The following is a 15,629-nucleotide window of genomic DNA, read 5'->3' on the forward strand; positions in this document are numbered from 1 at the left end:
ACATGTGTCGTGTCGTCGACCTGCGGCAAGCCGTTCTCGCGAAGAACGACGCGAGCGCCCACGAACTGCGCGCGCACCTCGCGGCTCGCGGCATTGCGGTCGTCAACCTGCTGTCCAGCCCGGGCAGCGGCAAGACCGCGCTGCTGGAGCGCGAGCTGCTGCGGGCACGGGAGCGGGCCGTCCCCGTCGCGGCGCTGAGCGCCGATCTGGCCACCGAGAACGACGCGGTCCGGCTGGCGCGTTCGGGAGTCCCCGTCAAGCAGGTGCTCACCGACGGACTGTGCCATCTGGAGGCGGGGATGCTCGCCGGGCACCTGGACGGGTGGCTGCCCGACGACACCCGGCTGCTGTTCGTGGAGAACGTCGGCAACCTGGTCTGCCCGGCCTCCTACGACCTGGGGGAGACTCTGAGGGTCACCCTCGCCTCCGTGACGGAGGGCGAGGACAAGCCGCTCAAGTACCCCACCGCCTTCGGCCTCGCCCACCTCGTGGTGGTCACCAAGACCGACATCGCGGAGGCCGTCGACTTCGACGAGACGGCGTTCCGCGCGAACGTGGAGCAGGTCAATCCCGGAGTCGAGGTCGTCCTGACGTCGGCACGTCGGGGGCAGGGAGTCGGCGCGCTGCTCGACCGGGCGCTGGGTGCCCTGGACGGCACGCCCGTCCACGCACCGGTCATGGCCCGGGAGCCTCATCACCACGGTCACGGTCATACGCACGCGCACCCGGAGGCCACCGGCACCACGGCCCACATCCACTCGTGAGCGGTCCCCAGGCTCCGACCGCCGTCGCCGAGAACACCCCACGACGCCGCCGGGTCACCGTCCGGGGAGTGGTGCAGGGCGTGGGATTCAGGCCCTACCTCTACGGCCTCGCCACCGAACTCGCCCTGGCCGGACACGTGACCAACACCCCGGAGGGTGTCGTCGCCGAGGTCGAGGGCAGCGCCTCGGCCGTGGCCCGGTTCTGCGACCTGATCGCCGCCCAGGCACCGCCGCTGGCCCGTGTGGAGTCCGTCCACCACCGGGAGATGCCTGCCGTCGGCGGCACCGCGTTCACCATCCGCACCTCGCGCACCGGCGGACCGGCCCGCACCCTGGTCTCCCCCGACTCCGCCACCTGCGCCGACTGCCTCGCCGAGCTGACCGCCCCGGCGGACCGGCGCCACCGGCACCCGTTCGTCAACTGCACCCACTGCGGCCCGCGCTTCACGATCGTCACCGGCGTGCCCTACGACCGGGCGAACACGACCATGGCCGGCTTCGCGATGTGTCCCGACTGCGCCCGGGAGTACGCGGATCCGGCCGACCGCCGGTTCCACGCGCAGCCGGTCGCCTGCCCGGCCTGCGGGCCCCGGCTGCGGCTGGTCCTCGCCCAGGAGGCACGGCTCGGCGATGTCGAGCGGGCGGACCCGGTCACCGAGTCCCGCGCGCTGCTGGAGCAGGGCGCGATCCTCGCGGTGAAGGGCCTGGGCGGCTACCACCTGGCCTGCGATGCCTCGAACCAGGAGGCGGTCGCCCTCCTGCGCCGGCGGAAGGCGCGCGGGGACAAGCCGTTCGCCGTCATGGCCAGGACAGCGGACGACGTCCGTCACCTCGTCCGGCTGAGCCCGGCGGAGCGGACCCTGCTCGAAGGCCGTGCCAGGCCGGTCGTACTGATGAGGCGGCGTCCGCACCCGTCGTACGCCCCAGGGGACCTCCGGCCCGCCGAGGCCGTGGCACCCGGCAGCCCCGACCTCGGCGTGATGCTGCCTTACACGCCCGTGCACCATCTGCTGCTCGGTCTGCCAGGCGACCCGGACGGCCCCGGTCTGCTCGTCATGACCAGCGGCAACCTGTCCGGCGAGCCGATCGTCACCGACGACGACGAGGCGCTGGAGCGACTCGCTCACCTGGCCGACGCCTGGCTCACGCACGACCGGCCGATCCACGTCCCGTGCGACGACTCCGTGGTCCGCGTCTGCGACGGGGAGCCACTGGTGCTCCGCCGCTCGCGTGGCTACGCCCCGTTGCCGGTCTCCCTCCCGCTGCCCGTGCGGCCGGCCCTCGCCGTCGGCGGAGACCTGAAGAACGCCTTCTGTCTCGGGGCGGGCCGGCAGGCCTGGCTGTCGGCGCACATCGGCGACATGGACGACGTCGGCACACAGCGGGTCTTCGAGCGCGCGGTCGAGCAGTTGGAGTCCATTACTGGGGTGCGCCCCGAGTCCCTGGTCTCCGACCGGCATCCCGGCTACGGCTCCGTCGGATGGGCCGACCGGAACGCGGCGCACCGGCCCGTCGTACGCGTCCAGCACCATCACGCGCACATCGCCGCCGCCATGGCCGAGCACGGACTGGACGGCACCCGGCAGGTGATCGGCGTCGCCTTCGACGGCACGGGGCACGGCGACGACGGTGCCGTATGGGGCGGGGAGTTCCTGCTCGCGGACTACGACCGCTTCACCCGGTTCGGACATCTCGCGTACGTTCCACTGCCCGGTGGTGACGCCGCGGTGCGCCGGCCGTACCGCATGGCGCTGGCCCATCTGAGGGCGGCCGGGATCGACTGGGCCGGCGACCTCGCCTGTACGACCGCCTGCCCGCCCGACGAACTCCACGTCCTGGAACGGCAGTTGGAGCGGGGCCTGAACTGTGTCCCCACGTCCAGCATGGGCCGGCTCTTCGACGCCGTGTCCTCTCTCGCCGGGGTGTGCCACCGAGCCGGATACGAGGCACAGGCCGCCGTCGAACTCGAGGGGGCGGCTCTGCACGCACCGGCCGACGACACCACCGCGTACGACTTCGCCCTGCACGCGTCGCAGGAGACGCGGGACGGCGCCGTACGGGCCGATCCGGCACCCGTACTCGCGGCGATCGTCCGCGACCTGCGCGCGGGCGTCGAGCCGGCCCTGGTCGCCGCGCGCTTCCACCGCTGCGTGACCGGCCTGGTGCACCGGATGTGCGCGCGGGCCCGAGAGCGGCACGGGCTGGACACGGTGGCCCTGACGGGAGGCGTGTTCGCCAACACGCTGCTCTCCTCGGCCTGTGCCGCCACCCTGCGCGAGGACGGCTTCACGGTCCTGCGACACCACCTGGTGCCGCCCAACGACGGTGGCCTGGCGCTGGGCCAACTGATGGTGGCCGCCCGCGCCACCCCCCTTCCCACCGACTGAGCAAACGCGCGACCCACAGCGAGGAGAGGCTCATGTGCCTGGCGGTACCCGGCAGAGTGCTGGACATCGAGGAACGGGACGGCACCCGGATGGCCACCGTCGACTTCGGCGGCGTGGTCAAGGAGGTGTGCCTGGAGTACCTGCCCGACCTCCAGGTCGGCGAGTACGCCATCGTCCACGTCGGGTTCGCCCTGCAGCGGCTGGACGAGGAGTCGGCGCGCCAGACGCTCGAACTCTTCGCCGAACTCGGCCTGTTGCAGGAGGAGTTCGGCGATCCCTGGGAAGCGGCGGCGGCGGACGCCGCCGGCTCGGAACCGGTGGAAGAGGTGCACAACCAGTGAAGTACATCGACGAGTTCCAGGACCCGGAGCTGGCACGCCGGCTCCTCGACGACATCCACGCCACCGTGACCAGGCCGTGGGCCCTGATGGAGGTGTGCGGAGGGCAGACGCACAGCATCATCCGGCACGGCATCGACCAACTCCTGCCGGACAAGGTCGAGTTGATCCACGGACCTGGCTGTCCGGTGTGCGTGACTCCGCTGGAGGTCATCGACAAGGCACTGGAGATCGCCTCCCGACCGGAGGTGATCTTCTGCTCCTTCGGTGACATGCTGCGGGTGCCGGGCACCGGACGGGACCTGTTCCAGGTCCGCGGAGAGGGCGGTGACGTGCGCGTCGTCTACTCACCGCTCGACGCGCTCGGGATCGCCCAGCAGAACCCGGACCGCGAGGTGGTGTTCTTCGGCATCGGCTTCGAGACGACCGCACCCCCCAACGCCATGACGGTCCATCAGGCCCGGAAGCTGGGCATCCCGAACTTCAGCATGCTGGTGTCCCACGTCCGGGTGCCTCCCGCCATCGAGGCCATCATGTCGTCGCCGAGCTGCCGGGTGCAGGGCTTCCTCGCGGCCGGCCATGTCTGCAGCGTGATGGGCATGGGGGAGTACCCGGAACTGGCGATGCGCTTCCGGGTGCCGATCGTGGTGACGGGCTTCGAGCCACTGGACATCCTTGAAGGCGTGCGCCGTACCGTGCGGCAGCTGGAACGCGGTGAGCACACCGTCGACAACGCCTACGCCCGTGCCGTTCGCGCGGAGGGCAACCCGGCCGCCCGGGCCATGCTGGAGGACGTCTTCGAGGTCACCGACCGCGCCTGGCGCGGCATCGGAGTGATCCCGCAGAGCGGCTGGCGGCTGGCGCCGAAGTACCGCGCCTACGACGCCGAGCACCGGTTCTCCGTCGAGGGCATCCGCACGCAGGAGCCGGCCGAGTGCCGCAGCGGTGAGGTCCTGCAGGGGCTGCTCAAGCCGCACGAGTGCGAGGCCTTCGGCACTCTGTGCACGCCTCGTACACCGCTGGGGGCCACCATGGTCTCCAGCGAGGGAGCCTGCGCCGCGTACTACCTCTACCGGCGGCTGGACATGCCCGCCACCAAGGCCCAGGAGGCGACCCCCGTTGTCTGACACCACCGATCTCCCCGTCCCCGCCCTGGACGTCGAGGCGTGGACGTGTCCGGCGCCGCTGCGGGACCGGCCGCGTGTCGTCATGGGCCACGGCGGCGGCGGAGTGCTCTCCGCCGAACTGGTCCAGCAGATCTTCGCGCCCGCTTTCGGAGGCGAGGTGCTCGCCCAGATGGGTGACGCCGCCGTCCTCTCCCTGGGCGGTGCCCGGCTGGCGTTCTCGACCGACTCCTACGTGGTGCGGCCGCTGTTCTTCCCCGGCGGCAGCATCGGCGACCTGGCGGTCAACGGCACCGTCAACGACCTCGCCATGAGCGGCGCCCGTGCCGCCTACCTCTCCTGCGGATTCATTCTGGAGGAGGGTGTCGAGCTGGACGTGGTCACGCGCGTGTCCGAGGCGCTGGGCGCGGCCGCGCGCACGGCCTGCGTGGAGGTGGCCACCGGTGACACCAAGGTGGTGGAGGCCGGCCACGGCGACGGGATCTACATCAACACCGCGGGCATCGGTCTGGTCCCGGCCGGCGTGGATCTGCGCCCTGAGCGGGTCGTCCCCGGCGACGTCGTGATCGTCAGCGGCGCCATCGGCGTCCACGGGGTGGCGGTCATGAGCGTTCGCGAGGGACTGGAATTCGGGGTGGAGATCAAGAGCGACTGCGCGGCGCTCGGCGGCCTGGTCGACGCCATGCTCGCCGTCACGCCGGATCTGCACGTCCTGCGCGACCCCACCCGAGGCGGCCTGGCCGCCTCGCTCAACGAGATCGCGCAGGCCTCCGGCACCGGAGTGGTCATCCAGGAACGCGACGTGCCTGTCCCGCCGGCCGTGGCCAACGCCTGCGCCATTCTCGGACTGGACCCCATGTACATCGCCAACGAGGGCAAGCTGGTGGCCTTCGTCCCGCGCGAGCACGCCGACGCCGTCCTCGCGGCGATGCGCGCCCACCCTCTGGGCGCGGACTCCGTGATCATCGGTGAGGCGGTGGAGGCGCATCCCGGCATGGTCGTGGCACGGACCGGCCTGGGAGGGACGCGGGTGGTCGATCTGCCGATCGGGGAGCAACTGCCGAGGATCTGCTGACAGGGGCGTCGTTCGCGGAGGAGCTGCCGTCCGGGGCCGATCGGAGCGGATCGCTGCGGATCGGATCGAAGCGGGATCGGAGCGCTGATCCGGTCAGCGTCCGGGCGGCGGATCCTGTGGGTCCACGCCGGTCTTGGCGGCGGCGTCCTTGGTACCGCTGGGGCGCTGGGAGCGGCCCTTGCGTCCGGTGTCGCGCCTGCCCTTCTCGTCCGCGTCGCCGTACTCCTCGCCGCTCGTGTTCGGGCTCTTGACCGTGTCACCGGGGACGGACTTCGTCTCCTCGGCGGACTTCGTCCGACCCGGACCGGGCTTGCCTGCATGCTCGGCACGGAAGGAGCGTTCGGCGCTCGGATTGTCCTGCTGACGCGTCTCGTCCACATCGGGCGACCAGCCGTGCTGTCCGGTGCCCTCGTGTCGGCTGGGGCCCTTTCCGTGTGGTGGCTCGGACGAACGTGGTTTCTTCGACATGGTCGGATCCGCCTTTTCACGGTTGGTGGGGGGCGCTGGCAACGCGTCCCGAGTTACGTGAATTATCCCATCTTGCGTAATTTTGGTCACTTCATACGTGTCCTTGGGTGGGGGCCTCCTGGAGAGGCCAAGTCGAGCGAACGGTCGACGCGCCGAAGCACTCCGTGATCACTTGGCCTGCGTGACAAGATCTGGGCGTGACGGCGTTGTTCCTGACGGTCGGCCTGCCAGGGGCCGGAAAGACCACCAGAGCGCGGCAGCTGGCTGAGGAGCACAGTGCCCTGCGGCTGACCCCGGATGAGTGGATGATCCCGCTGTTCGGTGATCCGCAGCCGGAAGGGAAGCGCGATGTGCTGGAAGGACGGCTGCTCCGGCTCGGTCTGGAGGCGCTGAAGCTGGGGACGAACGTGGTCCTGGATTTCGGATGCTGGTCTCGTGACGAGAGGTCCGCGATCCGCTGGTTGGCGATGTCTGTGGGCGCGTCCTGTCGCCTTGTGTACGTGCCGGTGGACCATGAGACCCAACGCGCTCGCATCGCCCATCGCCAGTCGACCACCCCTGAGCAGACCTTCGCGATGAGCGAGACGGACCTCGCGCACTGGAGAACGCTGTTCGAGGAGCCCGACGCCACGGAACTCGATGGACACGAGGTGGGAGCTCCGCCTCCTGGGTGGCCAGGATGGCTGGAGTGGGCCGCCGACCGGTGGCCATCACTCGCGTGACTGTCCCGACAACTGGTGGTGATGAGCGAGATCGCCTGGACCAAGCACCGCCGTGTGCAGTGGTCGCCCACGTTGGCAGTTGCGCGCGACTTTGTGGAACGCGGGCGTCTGCGACCGTTCCGGTGTTCCGGCGTGGATCCGTACTGCTGACGGCGTGCCGAGGACAGCGGCTGTTCCACCGCGGTGTCCCCATTCGGTCTGCGTCGGGCTCCCCGACTTCTCCCGCAGGTAGGCTTCGGCTGATCAGGCAAAGTCGGCGGGGACGAGGCATGGGCGGGGTCGAGAAGACGCGGGGCGGCGGGGCCGAGCGGGCGACCTCGCGCGATGTCGCCCGGCTTGCCGGGGTGTCGCACACGGCCGTGTCCTTCGTCTTCAACGGGCGTGCCCAAGGCAACCTCTCCGCCGAGACGCAGGAGAAGATCCGCAAGGCGGCCGAACAGCTCGGCTACCGGCCGAACGCGGTCGCCCGTGGTCTGCGCCGGCGTCGTACCGCCGTGATCGGTCTGGTAACGGACGAGATCGCCACCTCGCCGTTCGCCGGGCGGCTGCTGCGCGGGGCCATGGACATGGCGTGGAGCAGTGAGCACCTGGTGCTCACCGTCGACTCCGGGCAGGACCCGGTCGCCGAGGACGCGGCTGTCGCCGAACTGCTCGACCGGAGGGTCGACGGGATCATCTACGCCGCGCTGTCGCTGCGCCGCGCCCGAGTCCCGAAAGGGCTGCACCGCACGTTCGCCGTGCTCGCCAACTGTCTCCCCGAGGACGGCTCCCTCCCGGCCGTCATCCCCGCCGAGCGGGCCGGCGGCCGCAGCGCCGCGCGTGTCCTTCTCGACGCGGGCCACCGCCGTGTCGCCCTGGTGGGCGGACTGGACGACATCGCGACCGCGGAACGGCTGCGCGGCTTCCGGGACGCGCTGCGGACGGTGGGCCTGACCGCCGAGAAGGACTGGATCGTGCGGACGGGAGGGGAGATCTCCGCCGGGTACCAGGGCGCGCTGCGGCTGCTGGACGGTGTTCCCGCCCACCGGCGGCCCACGGGGATCGTCTGTTACAACGACCGGGTCGCCGCTGGGGTCCTTCACGCCGCCGCGCGCCTGGGCCTCGACGTGCCCGCGGACCTGTCCGTCGTCGGCTATGACGACCAGGAACACATGGCGGCTTTCCTCAGCCCGCCCCTCACCACGGTCGCGCTGCCCCATCGTGCGATGGGAGAGACGGCCGTCCGCCTGCTCCTGGACGCCATCGACAGCGGGACCGCGCCGCCGGTCACCACTCGGCGGCTGGAGTGCCCCGTCGTCACGCGGGGTTCGGTGGGACCAGCTCCCAGCCCGTGACCTGGACGTTCGTCCCCTGCACGGTCAGCTCCGCGATGTCGTCGTCCCGTCGGTACACCCGTTCCGTGGCCGTCGCCCGGTCACCCGCGAACAGTTCCACCAGCGAGCCGTCCACGAGGATCCGTACCGTGAGGGTCTCGCCCGGCGGGGTCGGCAGGACCAGGGGGGCCGTGCCGTCCGGGCGGGAGCGTGGCCAGGCCGTGCGGTCCAGGGTCACCGTGCCGGACGCCGGGTCGAGGCGCACGGTCAGTGCGGCCCCGGACGTGGCCCGCAGCAGACTCACGGTCGCCGCCGAACGTGCAGTCACCAGCAGGTCGTACGCGAGAGGGAGTGGCCGGTGCGCTCCTGGTGCGACCGTGAACGGGACGTCCGCTCGCAGGAGTTCGAGCTCCGGAGCCGGTACGACCCGTAGCGTGCCGTCCTCGTGGGTGTCCATCACCCGGGGTGCCGTGAGGACGCCGGACCAGCCCGCGCGGTTGACCTCCTCGGGCGGCCGTGACTCCCAGGACCAGCCCCAGAGCAGGGCGCGGCCCGACTGCGTGTCCTGGAGGACGGAGGGGGCGTAGAAGTCACGGCCGAGGTCCAGCGGGCCGCCGCTCGTCACGGCCGCGAACCTCGGTCCACCGTCCGCCTGCTCCACCAGACGGCCCGTGACGTACGCGGTGCTCAGCGGGTCGCCGTCCCACAGGGCCACCGCCAGGGCCCAGTCGCCCCCGGGGGTCACCCACAACTGCGGGCACTCCCAGCCGGTCGCCCGCTCGCCGAAGGCGCGGACCGCTGCCGGGTCCCGGCCGTCCAGCAGGACCCCGGCGAACCGCCAGTCGTACAGGTTCTCACAGTCGTACACCAGGACGGACGGGGTGCCGTCGGCGTGGCCGGCGCCCATCAGCGCCCAGCGGCGTCCGGCGAAGTGGAAGACGAAAGGGTCCCGGAACATCGTCACGTCCAGGCCGGGCGGTGGGCCGGCTACCACCGGCACCGGCAGTTGCTTCCACCTCTGGAGGCCGTCGTCCTCGGTCACGGCGAGACAGATCGCGCTCAGACCCCGGTGGTCGTGGTCGATGCCGGAGTACACCGCTGTCGGTACACCACCGTCGTCCACCACGCAGCCGGACCAGCAGCCCGCCTCGTCCGGGCCGTCGGGGGTGGGGCGCAGGGCGATCCCGTGGTCGTCCCAGTGGGCGAGGTCGGGGCTGGAGGCATGGCCCCAGTGAACGTTCATGTGCACGGGGGCATCCGGGTTGTGCTGGTAGAAGAGGTGGTACCGATCGCCCCAGCGGAACGGGCCGTTCGGGTCGTTCATCCAGTTGGCCGGCGGGCGGACCCTGAAGCGCGGGCTGTTGGCGTCGGTCGACCGGCTCACGGAACTCAACGATTGACTCCTGCGGATGTGATGCCCTCGCGCAGAGGGCGCTGGCCGACGAAGAACACGACGACGGCGGGGATCATGGAGAGGACGACTCCGGCGAGGACGACGGAGATCGAGCCGGTGCCGAGATTGCCCTGGAGGGAGACCAGGCCGAGGGGCAGCGTGAGGTTCTCGGTGGAGGTTTCGAGGATCAGCGGCCGGAAGAACTCGTTCCAGTGGTAGTTGAAGGCCAGCACGCCGACGATGGCGAGACCCGGGGCCGCCAATGGGGCGTACACCGACCGGAAGACGCGCCACGGACCCGCGCCGTCGATCATCGCCGCCTCGCCCAGGTCCTTCGGCATGCCCAGGAAGTACTGGCGCATCAGGAAGGTGCCGAAGGCCGTCGGGAAAGCCGGGACGATGAGGCCGAGCAGGGTGTCGGTCAGACCCATCGTCTTCAGTTCCAGGAAGACCGGGACCATCGTGACCTGCAACGGCACCATCATCGTGGCCAGGACCAGCGCGAACAGCGGCTTCTTGAAGCGGAATTCGAGGCGGGCGAAGGCATAGCCCGCCAGGCCCGCGGTGATCATCTGGCCGGTCGCGATCAGCGCGGTCACCAGGGTGGAGTTCAGTGCGTACAGCCAGACGTCGATCTGTTCGAAGACCCCGCGGTAGGCGTCGACGGTGGGGTCCGTGGGGATGATCTTCGGCGGCAGGTCGAAGGACTCCGCCGGCTTGCGCAGTGACGTCGACACCGTCCAGATGACCGGGCCGAGCGTCAACAGGGCGCACAGCGCCAGGCCCGCGATCCGGCCCCAGGGCGCCAGGCCGTGCCGTACGCGTGACGCGGTGGGGCTTGTGCGGGGACCCGGCATCGAAGCCGATGCCGAACCCGAGAGGGAACTCGTACTCATCTGACTCACCCGGCTCACTGGTAGTGGACGTAACGCCGGCTGAGCCGGAACTGGAGTGCGGTGACCGCCATGATCAGGGCGAAGAGCAGGACGCCCACGGCGGACGCCTCGCCGAAGCGGAGCTGTTCGAAGGCCGTCTCGTAGATGACCATCACGACCGTGCGCGTCGAGTCGCCGGGACCGCCCGCCGTGAGGACGTACGGCTGCTCGAAGACCTGGAGGGCGTTGATGATGCCGACCACGGACGCCACCAGCAGCGTGGGCGACAGCAGCGGCAGGGTGATGGCGAGGTGTTTGCGCACCCCGCTCGCGCCGTCCAGCGAAGCCGCCTCGTGCACCTCCTTCGGGATGTTGTTCAGGCCGCCGACGAACAGCAGGAACGAGAAGCCGAACTGCTGCCAGACGTACGCAAGGACCACGGCCGCCATCGCCCCGTTCTCCGAGGTCAGCCAGGGGACCGAGGGGACACCGACCGTGCCGAGGAGCCAGTTGACGGGGCCGAAGTCCTGGTTGAACAGGTACTTCATCACCACCGAGATGGACGCGGCGGACAGCACCAGCGGGAAGAAGAACGCCGAACGGAACACGGACCGCAGCCACTTGGGCATCCGGCCGTTCACCGCGATCGCCAGCACGAGCGCGACGAGCAACTGGAGTGCGACCGCGAGCACCATGAAGACGAGCGTGTTGCGGAAGGAGATGAGGACCGTCGAATCGGTCAGGATCTTTCGGTAGTTGGCCGCCCCGGCCCACCGCGGGTCGTCGATCACGTCCCACTGGAAGAAGCTGAGGACGACCGAGCCGACGATCGGTGCGACCGTGAAGACGACGATGCCGACGACGGTCGGCGCGAGGAACAGTACGGCGAGGAGGCGGGTGCCCCGGGTGCGGATGGTGGTGGCGGCCGTGGACCCGGATGACTTACCGATCTGACCGGTCCTGCGGCTCTTGCGGGTGCGGGCGGGCTCCGGTCCTACAGGCCTGATCTCGGTGTTCGTCACACTTCACGCTCCATGGCCTGCTCCAGGTCCCCCTGCAGTCGGCGCAGCGCGGGACGCACCGCGCCGGGGCTCGAAAGGGCGGTTCCGGTGTGCTTGATCAGCAGCTGCTCGACCTCGTTGACCTGCGGCGGGGCCGGGATCGGACCGGTGGTGGGGATCTTGTCGAGGGTGTCGTAGAAGACCTGCCAGTGGGCCGGGCCGGTCTCCCGATAGCGGGCCTCGTCGACCATCGAGCGGCGGGCCGGAGTGGTCTGGTTTGCCGCGAAGAGCTGGGTCATCACGTCCTTGCGGGCGGTGTACTTGATGAACTCCCAGGCCTCGTCCCGCAGCTTCGACGTGCGCAGCATCGCGTACCCGGCGGCGCCGAACTGGTGACGCCGGGTACGGCGGCGCGGGAAGTACCGCACGTCGTAGTCCGCCGGTTTCATGCCCGCCTGATGCAGGCCGCCCGCCCAGAAGCCGCCCGCGGGCGTGACACCGACGCGGCCGGTGGAGAAGACGCCGACGAGGTTGCGGCCGTCGCCGCCCTCCGGCCGGGTGCACAGGTCCTCCTGGACGAGGGAGGAGAGGTAGTCGTAGACCTCCGCGACGCGGTCGGAGTCGGCCAGGGGTGTCGTCCACCGGTAGCCGCCGCCCCGGCCGCGCCGCTGTGCCTCGGGATAGAAGGCGTTCCAGAGCCAGTCGCCGCCGGGGGCCTTGGACTCGGTGAGGAGGTTGGTGCCGTTGGCGAAGAGCCAGGGGACCACTCCGCCCCACAGCCGGTTGGTCCAGAAGTACGGGGTGAACCGGTCGCCGTTGCTGCGTTTCATCGCTCGCAGCAGCGTGGTGAAGTCGTCGTGGGTCCAGTCGTCGTCGGGGAGGTCGGCACCCGTGCGTGCGAGGACCCGGGTGTTGAGGTACATGTCGGCCGCGTTGAACTCGACCGGCAGCTGGTAGAGGCTCCCCTCGTACATCATCGACTCGACCAGCGAGGGATGGACGTCGGCGAAGTACGTGCGCAGCTCGGCCGCGTCGCGCCTCGCCCACCTGTCCAGCGGTACGCCGAGCCGTTGCGCGAAGAGCTGCACGCCCTCGGTGGCGACGTACACGAGGTCGGGTGCGGTGCCCGCGGCGATCTGGGTGAGGATCTTGGAGAAGAAGTCCGACCAGTCGTAGGCCTGTACGGGGTTGATGCGGATCCTGATGTCGGGGTGGGCCTCGCGGAATCCGTCGCGCAGGGCACGCTGCGCCTCGGGGTTGAAGGCGGAGCCCAGGGTGGCGATGACGAGCGAGCCGTCGTCGCGGCCGGGTATGTCGGCGCCGGTGAGGCGGTCCCAGCCGGCCGCGACACCGGCGAGAGCGGCGGCTCCGGCGCCGTACGCGCCGTAGCGCATCAGGGCCCGTCGGGGGAGGAGCGAGTCGGTCATCGGCGAGCCTAACTCGTGTTAGCCGAAGTTGGATTCCCTGATGATGAGAACCCCGCTGCGGGCCTGTCAAGGGATCTGCGGGGATGGGAAGTTGCGGACGGCCGGTCCGCGAGGGCTTGACCTTTAACGAGTTAGGTATACGGTTCCGGACCACATGAGCCGCGTCCCGACGACGATGTCGGGGAAGGGAGCCGCACGATGCGTGGCATGAAGAGGAGTTCGCTCCGACCGGAGGAGACCGTGTCCAGGCGGTCGCTGCTGACGGCCTCGGCGGTCGGCGCCGCCGGTGTCCTGCTGCCGGACCTCGTGAGACCGGCGGTGGCGGTGCCCCGCGAGCCGACGGCCGCGTGCACGGGCAGCTACCGCGCCGAGTACCACTTCACGGTCCCCGACCAGTGGATGAACGACCCGCAACGCCCGGTCTGGATCGATGGCGAGTACCACTACTACTACCTCTACAACCCCGACTACTCGACGGGCGGCACGACGGCCGGTACCGCCTGGCGCCTTGCCACCAGCACCGACCTCGTCTCCTTCACCGACCGGGGCATCGCCGTGCCGAAGGACATGACTGCGAACGGCGATGTCTGGTCCGGCTCGGCGGTGGTCGACACGGACGACACGGCGGGCTTCGGCGCGGGCGCGGTGATCGTCATCGCCACCATGGCGCCCGACGAGGTCACCCAGGCCCAGTACCTGTACTACTCGACGGACGGCGGCCGCACCTTCACGAACCACGGCACCGCCCCGGTCCTCCCCAACCCCGGCGTACGGGACTTCCGCGACCCCAAGGTGATCCGCGACGAGGAGCGCGGGCGGTGGGTGATGCTGCTCGCCGAGAACGACAAAGTCGGCTTCTACCATTCCGCCGACCTCAAGGCGTGGACGTACGTCGGCGGCTTCGTCAAGGGCGGCATCGGCGTCCTGGAGTGCCCCGACCTGTTCCGGATCAGAGCGGACGACGGGACCTGGAAGTGGGTGCTGGGCGCCAGCGCCAACGGCAAGGGCTCAGGGCTGCCGAGCACGTTTGCGTACTGGACGGGTTCCTTCGACGGTACGAGCTTCACCGCCGACGCGTCCGATCCCCAGTGGCTGGACCACGGCTGGGACTGGTACGCGGCGGTCACCTTCGACAAACGTGACGCGAACGGGGTCCTGGATTCTGACGCGCGGTACGCGATCGGTTGGATGAACCACTGGGACTACGCGAACACCACGCCCACCACCGAGTGCGACGGCTTCAACGGCACCGACTCGATCGTCCGCGAGGTACGACTGAAGCACGCGTCGGGAACGTACTACCTGGCGTCCCAGCCGGTGGCGGCCCTGGACGACCATGTGTCGCGCACGGTGAACCTCGGCGACATCGCGGTCGACGGCACCCGGCCGCTCGACTACACGGGTACCGCGTACGAGCTGGCCTGTGAGATCACCTGGGACCAACTGACCGGCGCCGGCCTCCAGCTGCGGCGGTCGTCCGACGGTGGGCGGCACATCGACGCGGGGGTCTACGGCGACTACGCCTTCGTCAACCGTGCTTACACCGTGAGCCCCGACACCTCTGGCCGCTGGCAGGAGAGCCGCACGCCGTTCGACCTGTCCGCCGGCACGGTCCGCCTGCGGATCCTCGTCGACCGCACGTCCGTCGAGATGTTCGTCGGCGACGGCCGGTACGTGCACTCGACCGAGGCCTTCCCCGACCCGTCCGACACCGCACTGGCGCTGTTCACGATCGACGGGCAGGCGGTGTTCCGGAACGTGGTGATCCGGGAGTTCACGGTCTGACCCGACGGGGAGGTGCCCGGGACGGGCCGAGAGGCCGGCGACGACCGGTACGCCGGGGCTCTCTGTACCGGGCCGGCCGGACAGCGGTACCGCGGGGGCGGCCCGGGATTCCGGCCCGCACATCAAAGGCAGGAACGAACCGACACCCGCGACAACAGCCGTGGAGGCTCCGCCCCGATCACCAGGGCGGAGCCTTTGTGTGCTGGAGGGGAGACCGCTGCGGGCAGGTTCGGGATCTCCCTCCGAGTCGGCGTGATGGACGCAAGCCGAAAGCCGAACGCGGCCCTCCTGGTACCCGTTGAGGTGGGCGAGGGTGTGGCCGCCGCTTGTCGGCATGGCCCCGAGCAGCGAAACGACCACCGTATGTTCCCCAACCTGTCGCCTGTCGGGGCTACTTCCGTGCCACTGACAGGTCTTCACCTGGTGAGCTTCGTACGCCACAATGACTTCAATTCCGCTCGGGGGATTTGGACGCACCTTCCCGCACGAACTCGGGTTCGCCAGCCGAGAGAGTCGGATGCGAGGCGCTTCCATGAACGACGTCGGAGATGTGCCGGCGTAACGCGTTGTGGAAGGCGGTCGGAGCCCGAAGCTCCCTGGACCGAGAGGACCTTGTGCGCATGGCGAGCACTATCGACCCGTGAGGGCGCGGCCGCTGCTCGGCCTGGTTTCAGGGAGCGCTCTGATACCCGTCGCAGTGGCCTACCCGTGGGTTGCTCTCATCCCCCTCTTCAGTGCGCTGGCCATACTGGCCTGCGTCGTTGTCCCCGGCGTCTGGTCTGCGAAGCCAGATCGGCGGCGGGATGCCCGCGCCATGACCGAACTACTGCTCGGGGTGTCTTCTCGCAGGCGTCGGTGACCCGTGCTCAGACGTGCTGACGCGGGGCCGGCCACAGGCCGGTGCGGAGCCGAATTCCCCGCTGCCGCGGGGTCGGTCTCGCGCCTTGCTCGTCTTCG

General features: G+C 70.2%; 13 protein-coding genes. 8 read left to right on the forward strand and 5 right to left on the reverse strand.

Going from position 1 to position 15,629, the window contains the following annotated elements; all coding sequences use genetic code 11:
- The first annotated feature begins 2 nt into the window (after positions 1–2).
- Genes hypB through hypE form a run of 5 tightly spaced genes read left to right on the forward strand, consistent with a single transcriptional unit; the run spans position 3 to position 5,688 of the window.
- The gene (hypB, locus tag BFN33_RS25205) at positions 3–764 is read left to right on the forward strand and encodes a hydrogenase nickel incorporation protein HypB (protein WP_069762428.1); all 762 of its coding nucleotides are present in this window, start codon (positions 3–5) and stop codon (positions 762–764) included.
- Positions 761–3,151 carry a carbamoyltransferase HypF gene (hypF, locus tag BFN33_RS25210; RefSeq protein ID WP_069762429.1) on the forward strand — a complete coding sequence of 797 codons (2,391 nt, stop codon included), beginning with the start codon at positions 761–763 and terminating at the stop codon, positions 3,149–3,151. The genes hypB and hypF overlap by 4 nt, the downstream gene beginning before the upstream one ends.
- Before the next feature lie 32 nt (positions 3,152–3,183).
- Positions 3,184–3,492, forward strand: a complete 309-nt coding sequence (locus BFN33_RS25215) for a HypC/HybG/HupF family hydrogenase formation chaperone (RefSeq protein ID WP_079141009.1) — start codon at positions 3,184–3,186, stop codon at positions 3,490–3,492.
- Entirely contained in the window at positions 3,489–4,616 is a 1,128-nt protein-coding gene (gene hypD, locus BFN33_RS25220; protein WP_069762430.1) for a hydrogenase formation protein HypD, read from the forward strand. Before BFN33_RS25215 ends, hypD begins: the two co-directional genes overlap by 4 nt.
- Positions 4,609–5,688 (forward strand): hydrogenase expression/formation protein HypE, encoded by a 1,080-nt coding sequence (gene hypE, locus BFN33_RS25225; RefSeq protein WP_069762431.1) that lies wholly within the window; start codon positions 4,609–4,611, stop codon positions 5,686–5,688. Before hypD ends, hypE begins: the two co-directional genes overlap by 8 nt.
- Positions 5,689–5,781: 93 nt before the next feature.
- Here hypE and BFN33_RS25230 read toward each other — a convergent pair whose 3' ends face one another.
- Entirely contained in the window at positions 5,782–6,156 is a 375-nt protein-coding gene (locus BFN33_RS25230) for a hypothetical protein (RefSeq protein ID WP_069762432.1), read from the reverse strand.
- 197 nt (positions 6,157–6,353) lie between these two features.
- Between BFN33_RS25230 and BFN33_RS25235 the strand changes: the two genes are divergently transcribed.
- Positions 6,354–6,878, forward strand: a complete 525-nt coding sequence (locus tag BFN33_RS25235) for an ATP-binding protein (protein ID WP_069762433.1) — start codon at positions 6,354–6,356, stop codon at positions 6,876–6,878.
- Positions 6,879–7,147: 269 nt separating this feature from the next.
- A complete protein-coding gene (locus tag BFN33_RS25240; RefSeq protein WP_069762434.1) occupies positions 7,148–8,212 on the forward strand; it encodes a LacI family DNA-binding transcriptional regulator in 1,065 nt (354 codons plus the stop codon).
- Here BFN33_RS25240 and BFN33_RS25245 read toward each other — a convergent pair.
- Genes BFN33_RS25245 through BFN33_RS25260 form a run of 4 tightly spaced genes read right to left on the reverse strand, consistent with a single transcriptional unit; the run spans position 8,175 to position 12,887 of the window.
- Positions 8,175–9,575, reverse strand: coding sequence for a glycoside hydrolase family 32 protein (locus BFN33_RS25245; protein WP_069762435.1), 1,401 nt, complete (start codon positions 9,573–9,575; stop codon positions 8,175–8,177). The two genes, BFN33_RS25240 and BFN33_RS25245, sit on opposite strands and share 38 nt — an antisense overlap.
- Before the next feature lie 5 nt (positions 9,576–9,580).
- Entirely contained in the window at positions 9,581–10,441 is an 861-nt protein-coding gene (locus BFN33_RS25250) for a carbohydrate ABC transporter permease (RefSeq protein ID WP_069762436.1), read from the reverse strand.
- 53 nt (positions 10,442–10,494) lie between these two features.
- Positions 10,495–11,481, reverse strand: a complete 987-nt coding sequence (locus BFN33_RS25255; RefSeq protein WP_069762437.1) for a carbohydrate ABC transporter permease — start codon at positions 11,479–11,481, stop codon at positions 10,495–10,497.
- Entirely contained in the window at positions 11,478–12,887 is a 1,410-nt protein-coding gene (locus BFN33_RS25260) for an ABC transporter substrate-binding protein (RefSeq protein ID WP_069762438.1), read from the reverse strand. The genes BFN33_RS25255 and BFN33_RS25260 overlap by 4 nt, the downstream gene beginning before the upstream one ends.
- Positions 12,888–13,094: 207 nt before the next feature.
- On the opposite strand from BFN33_RS25260, the gene BFN33_RS25265 reads away from it, so the two are divergent.
- Entirely contained in the window at positions 13,095–14,672 is a 1,578-nt protein-coding gene (locus BFN33_RS25265) for a glycoside hydrolase family 32 protein (RefSeq protein WP_069762613.1), read from the forward strand.
- Positions 14,673–15,629: the final 957 nt, after the last annotated feature.

Origin of the sequence: Streptomyces sp. LUP47B (genome assembly GCF_001746295.1) — a bacterium.
Classification (GTDB): domain Bacteria; phylum Actinomycetota; class Actinomycetes; order Streptomycetales; family Streptomycetaceae; genus Streptomyces.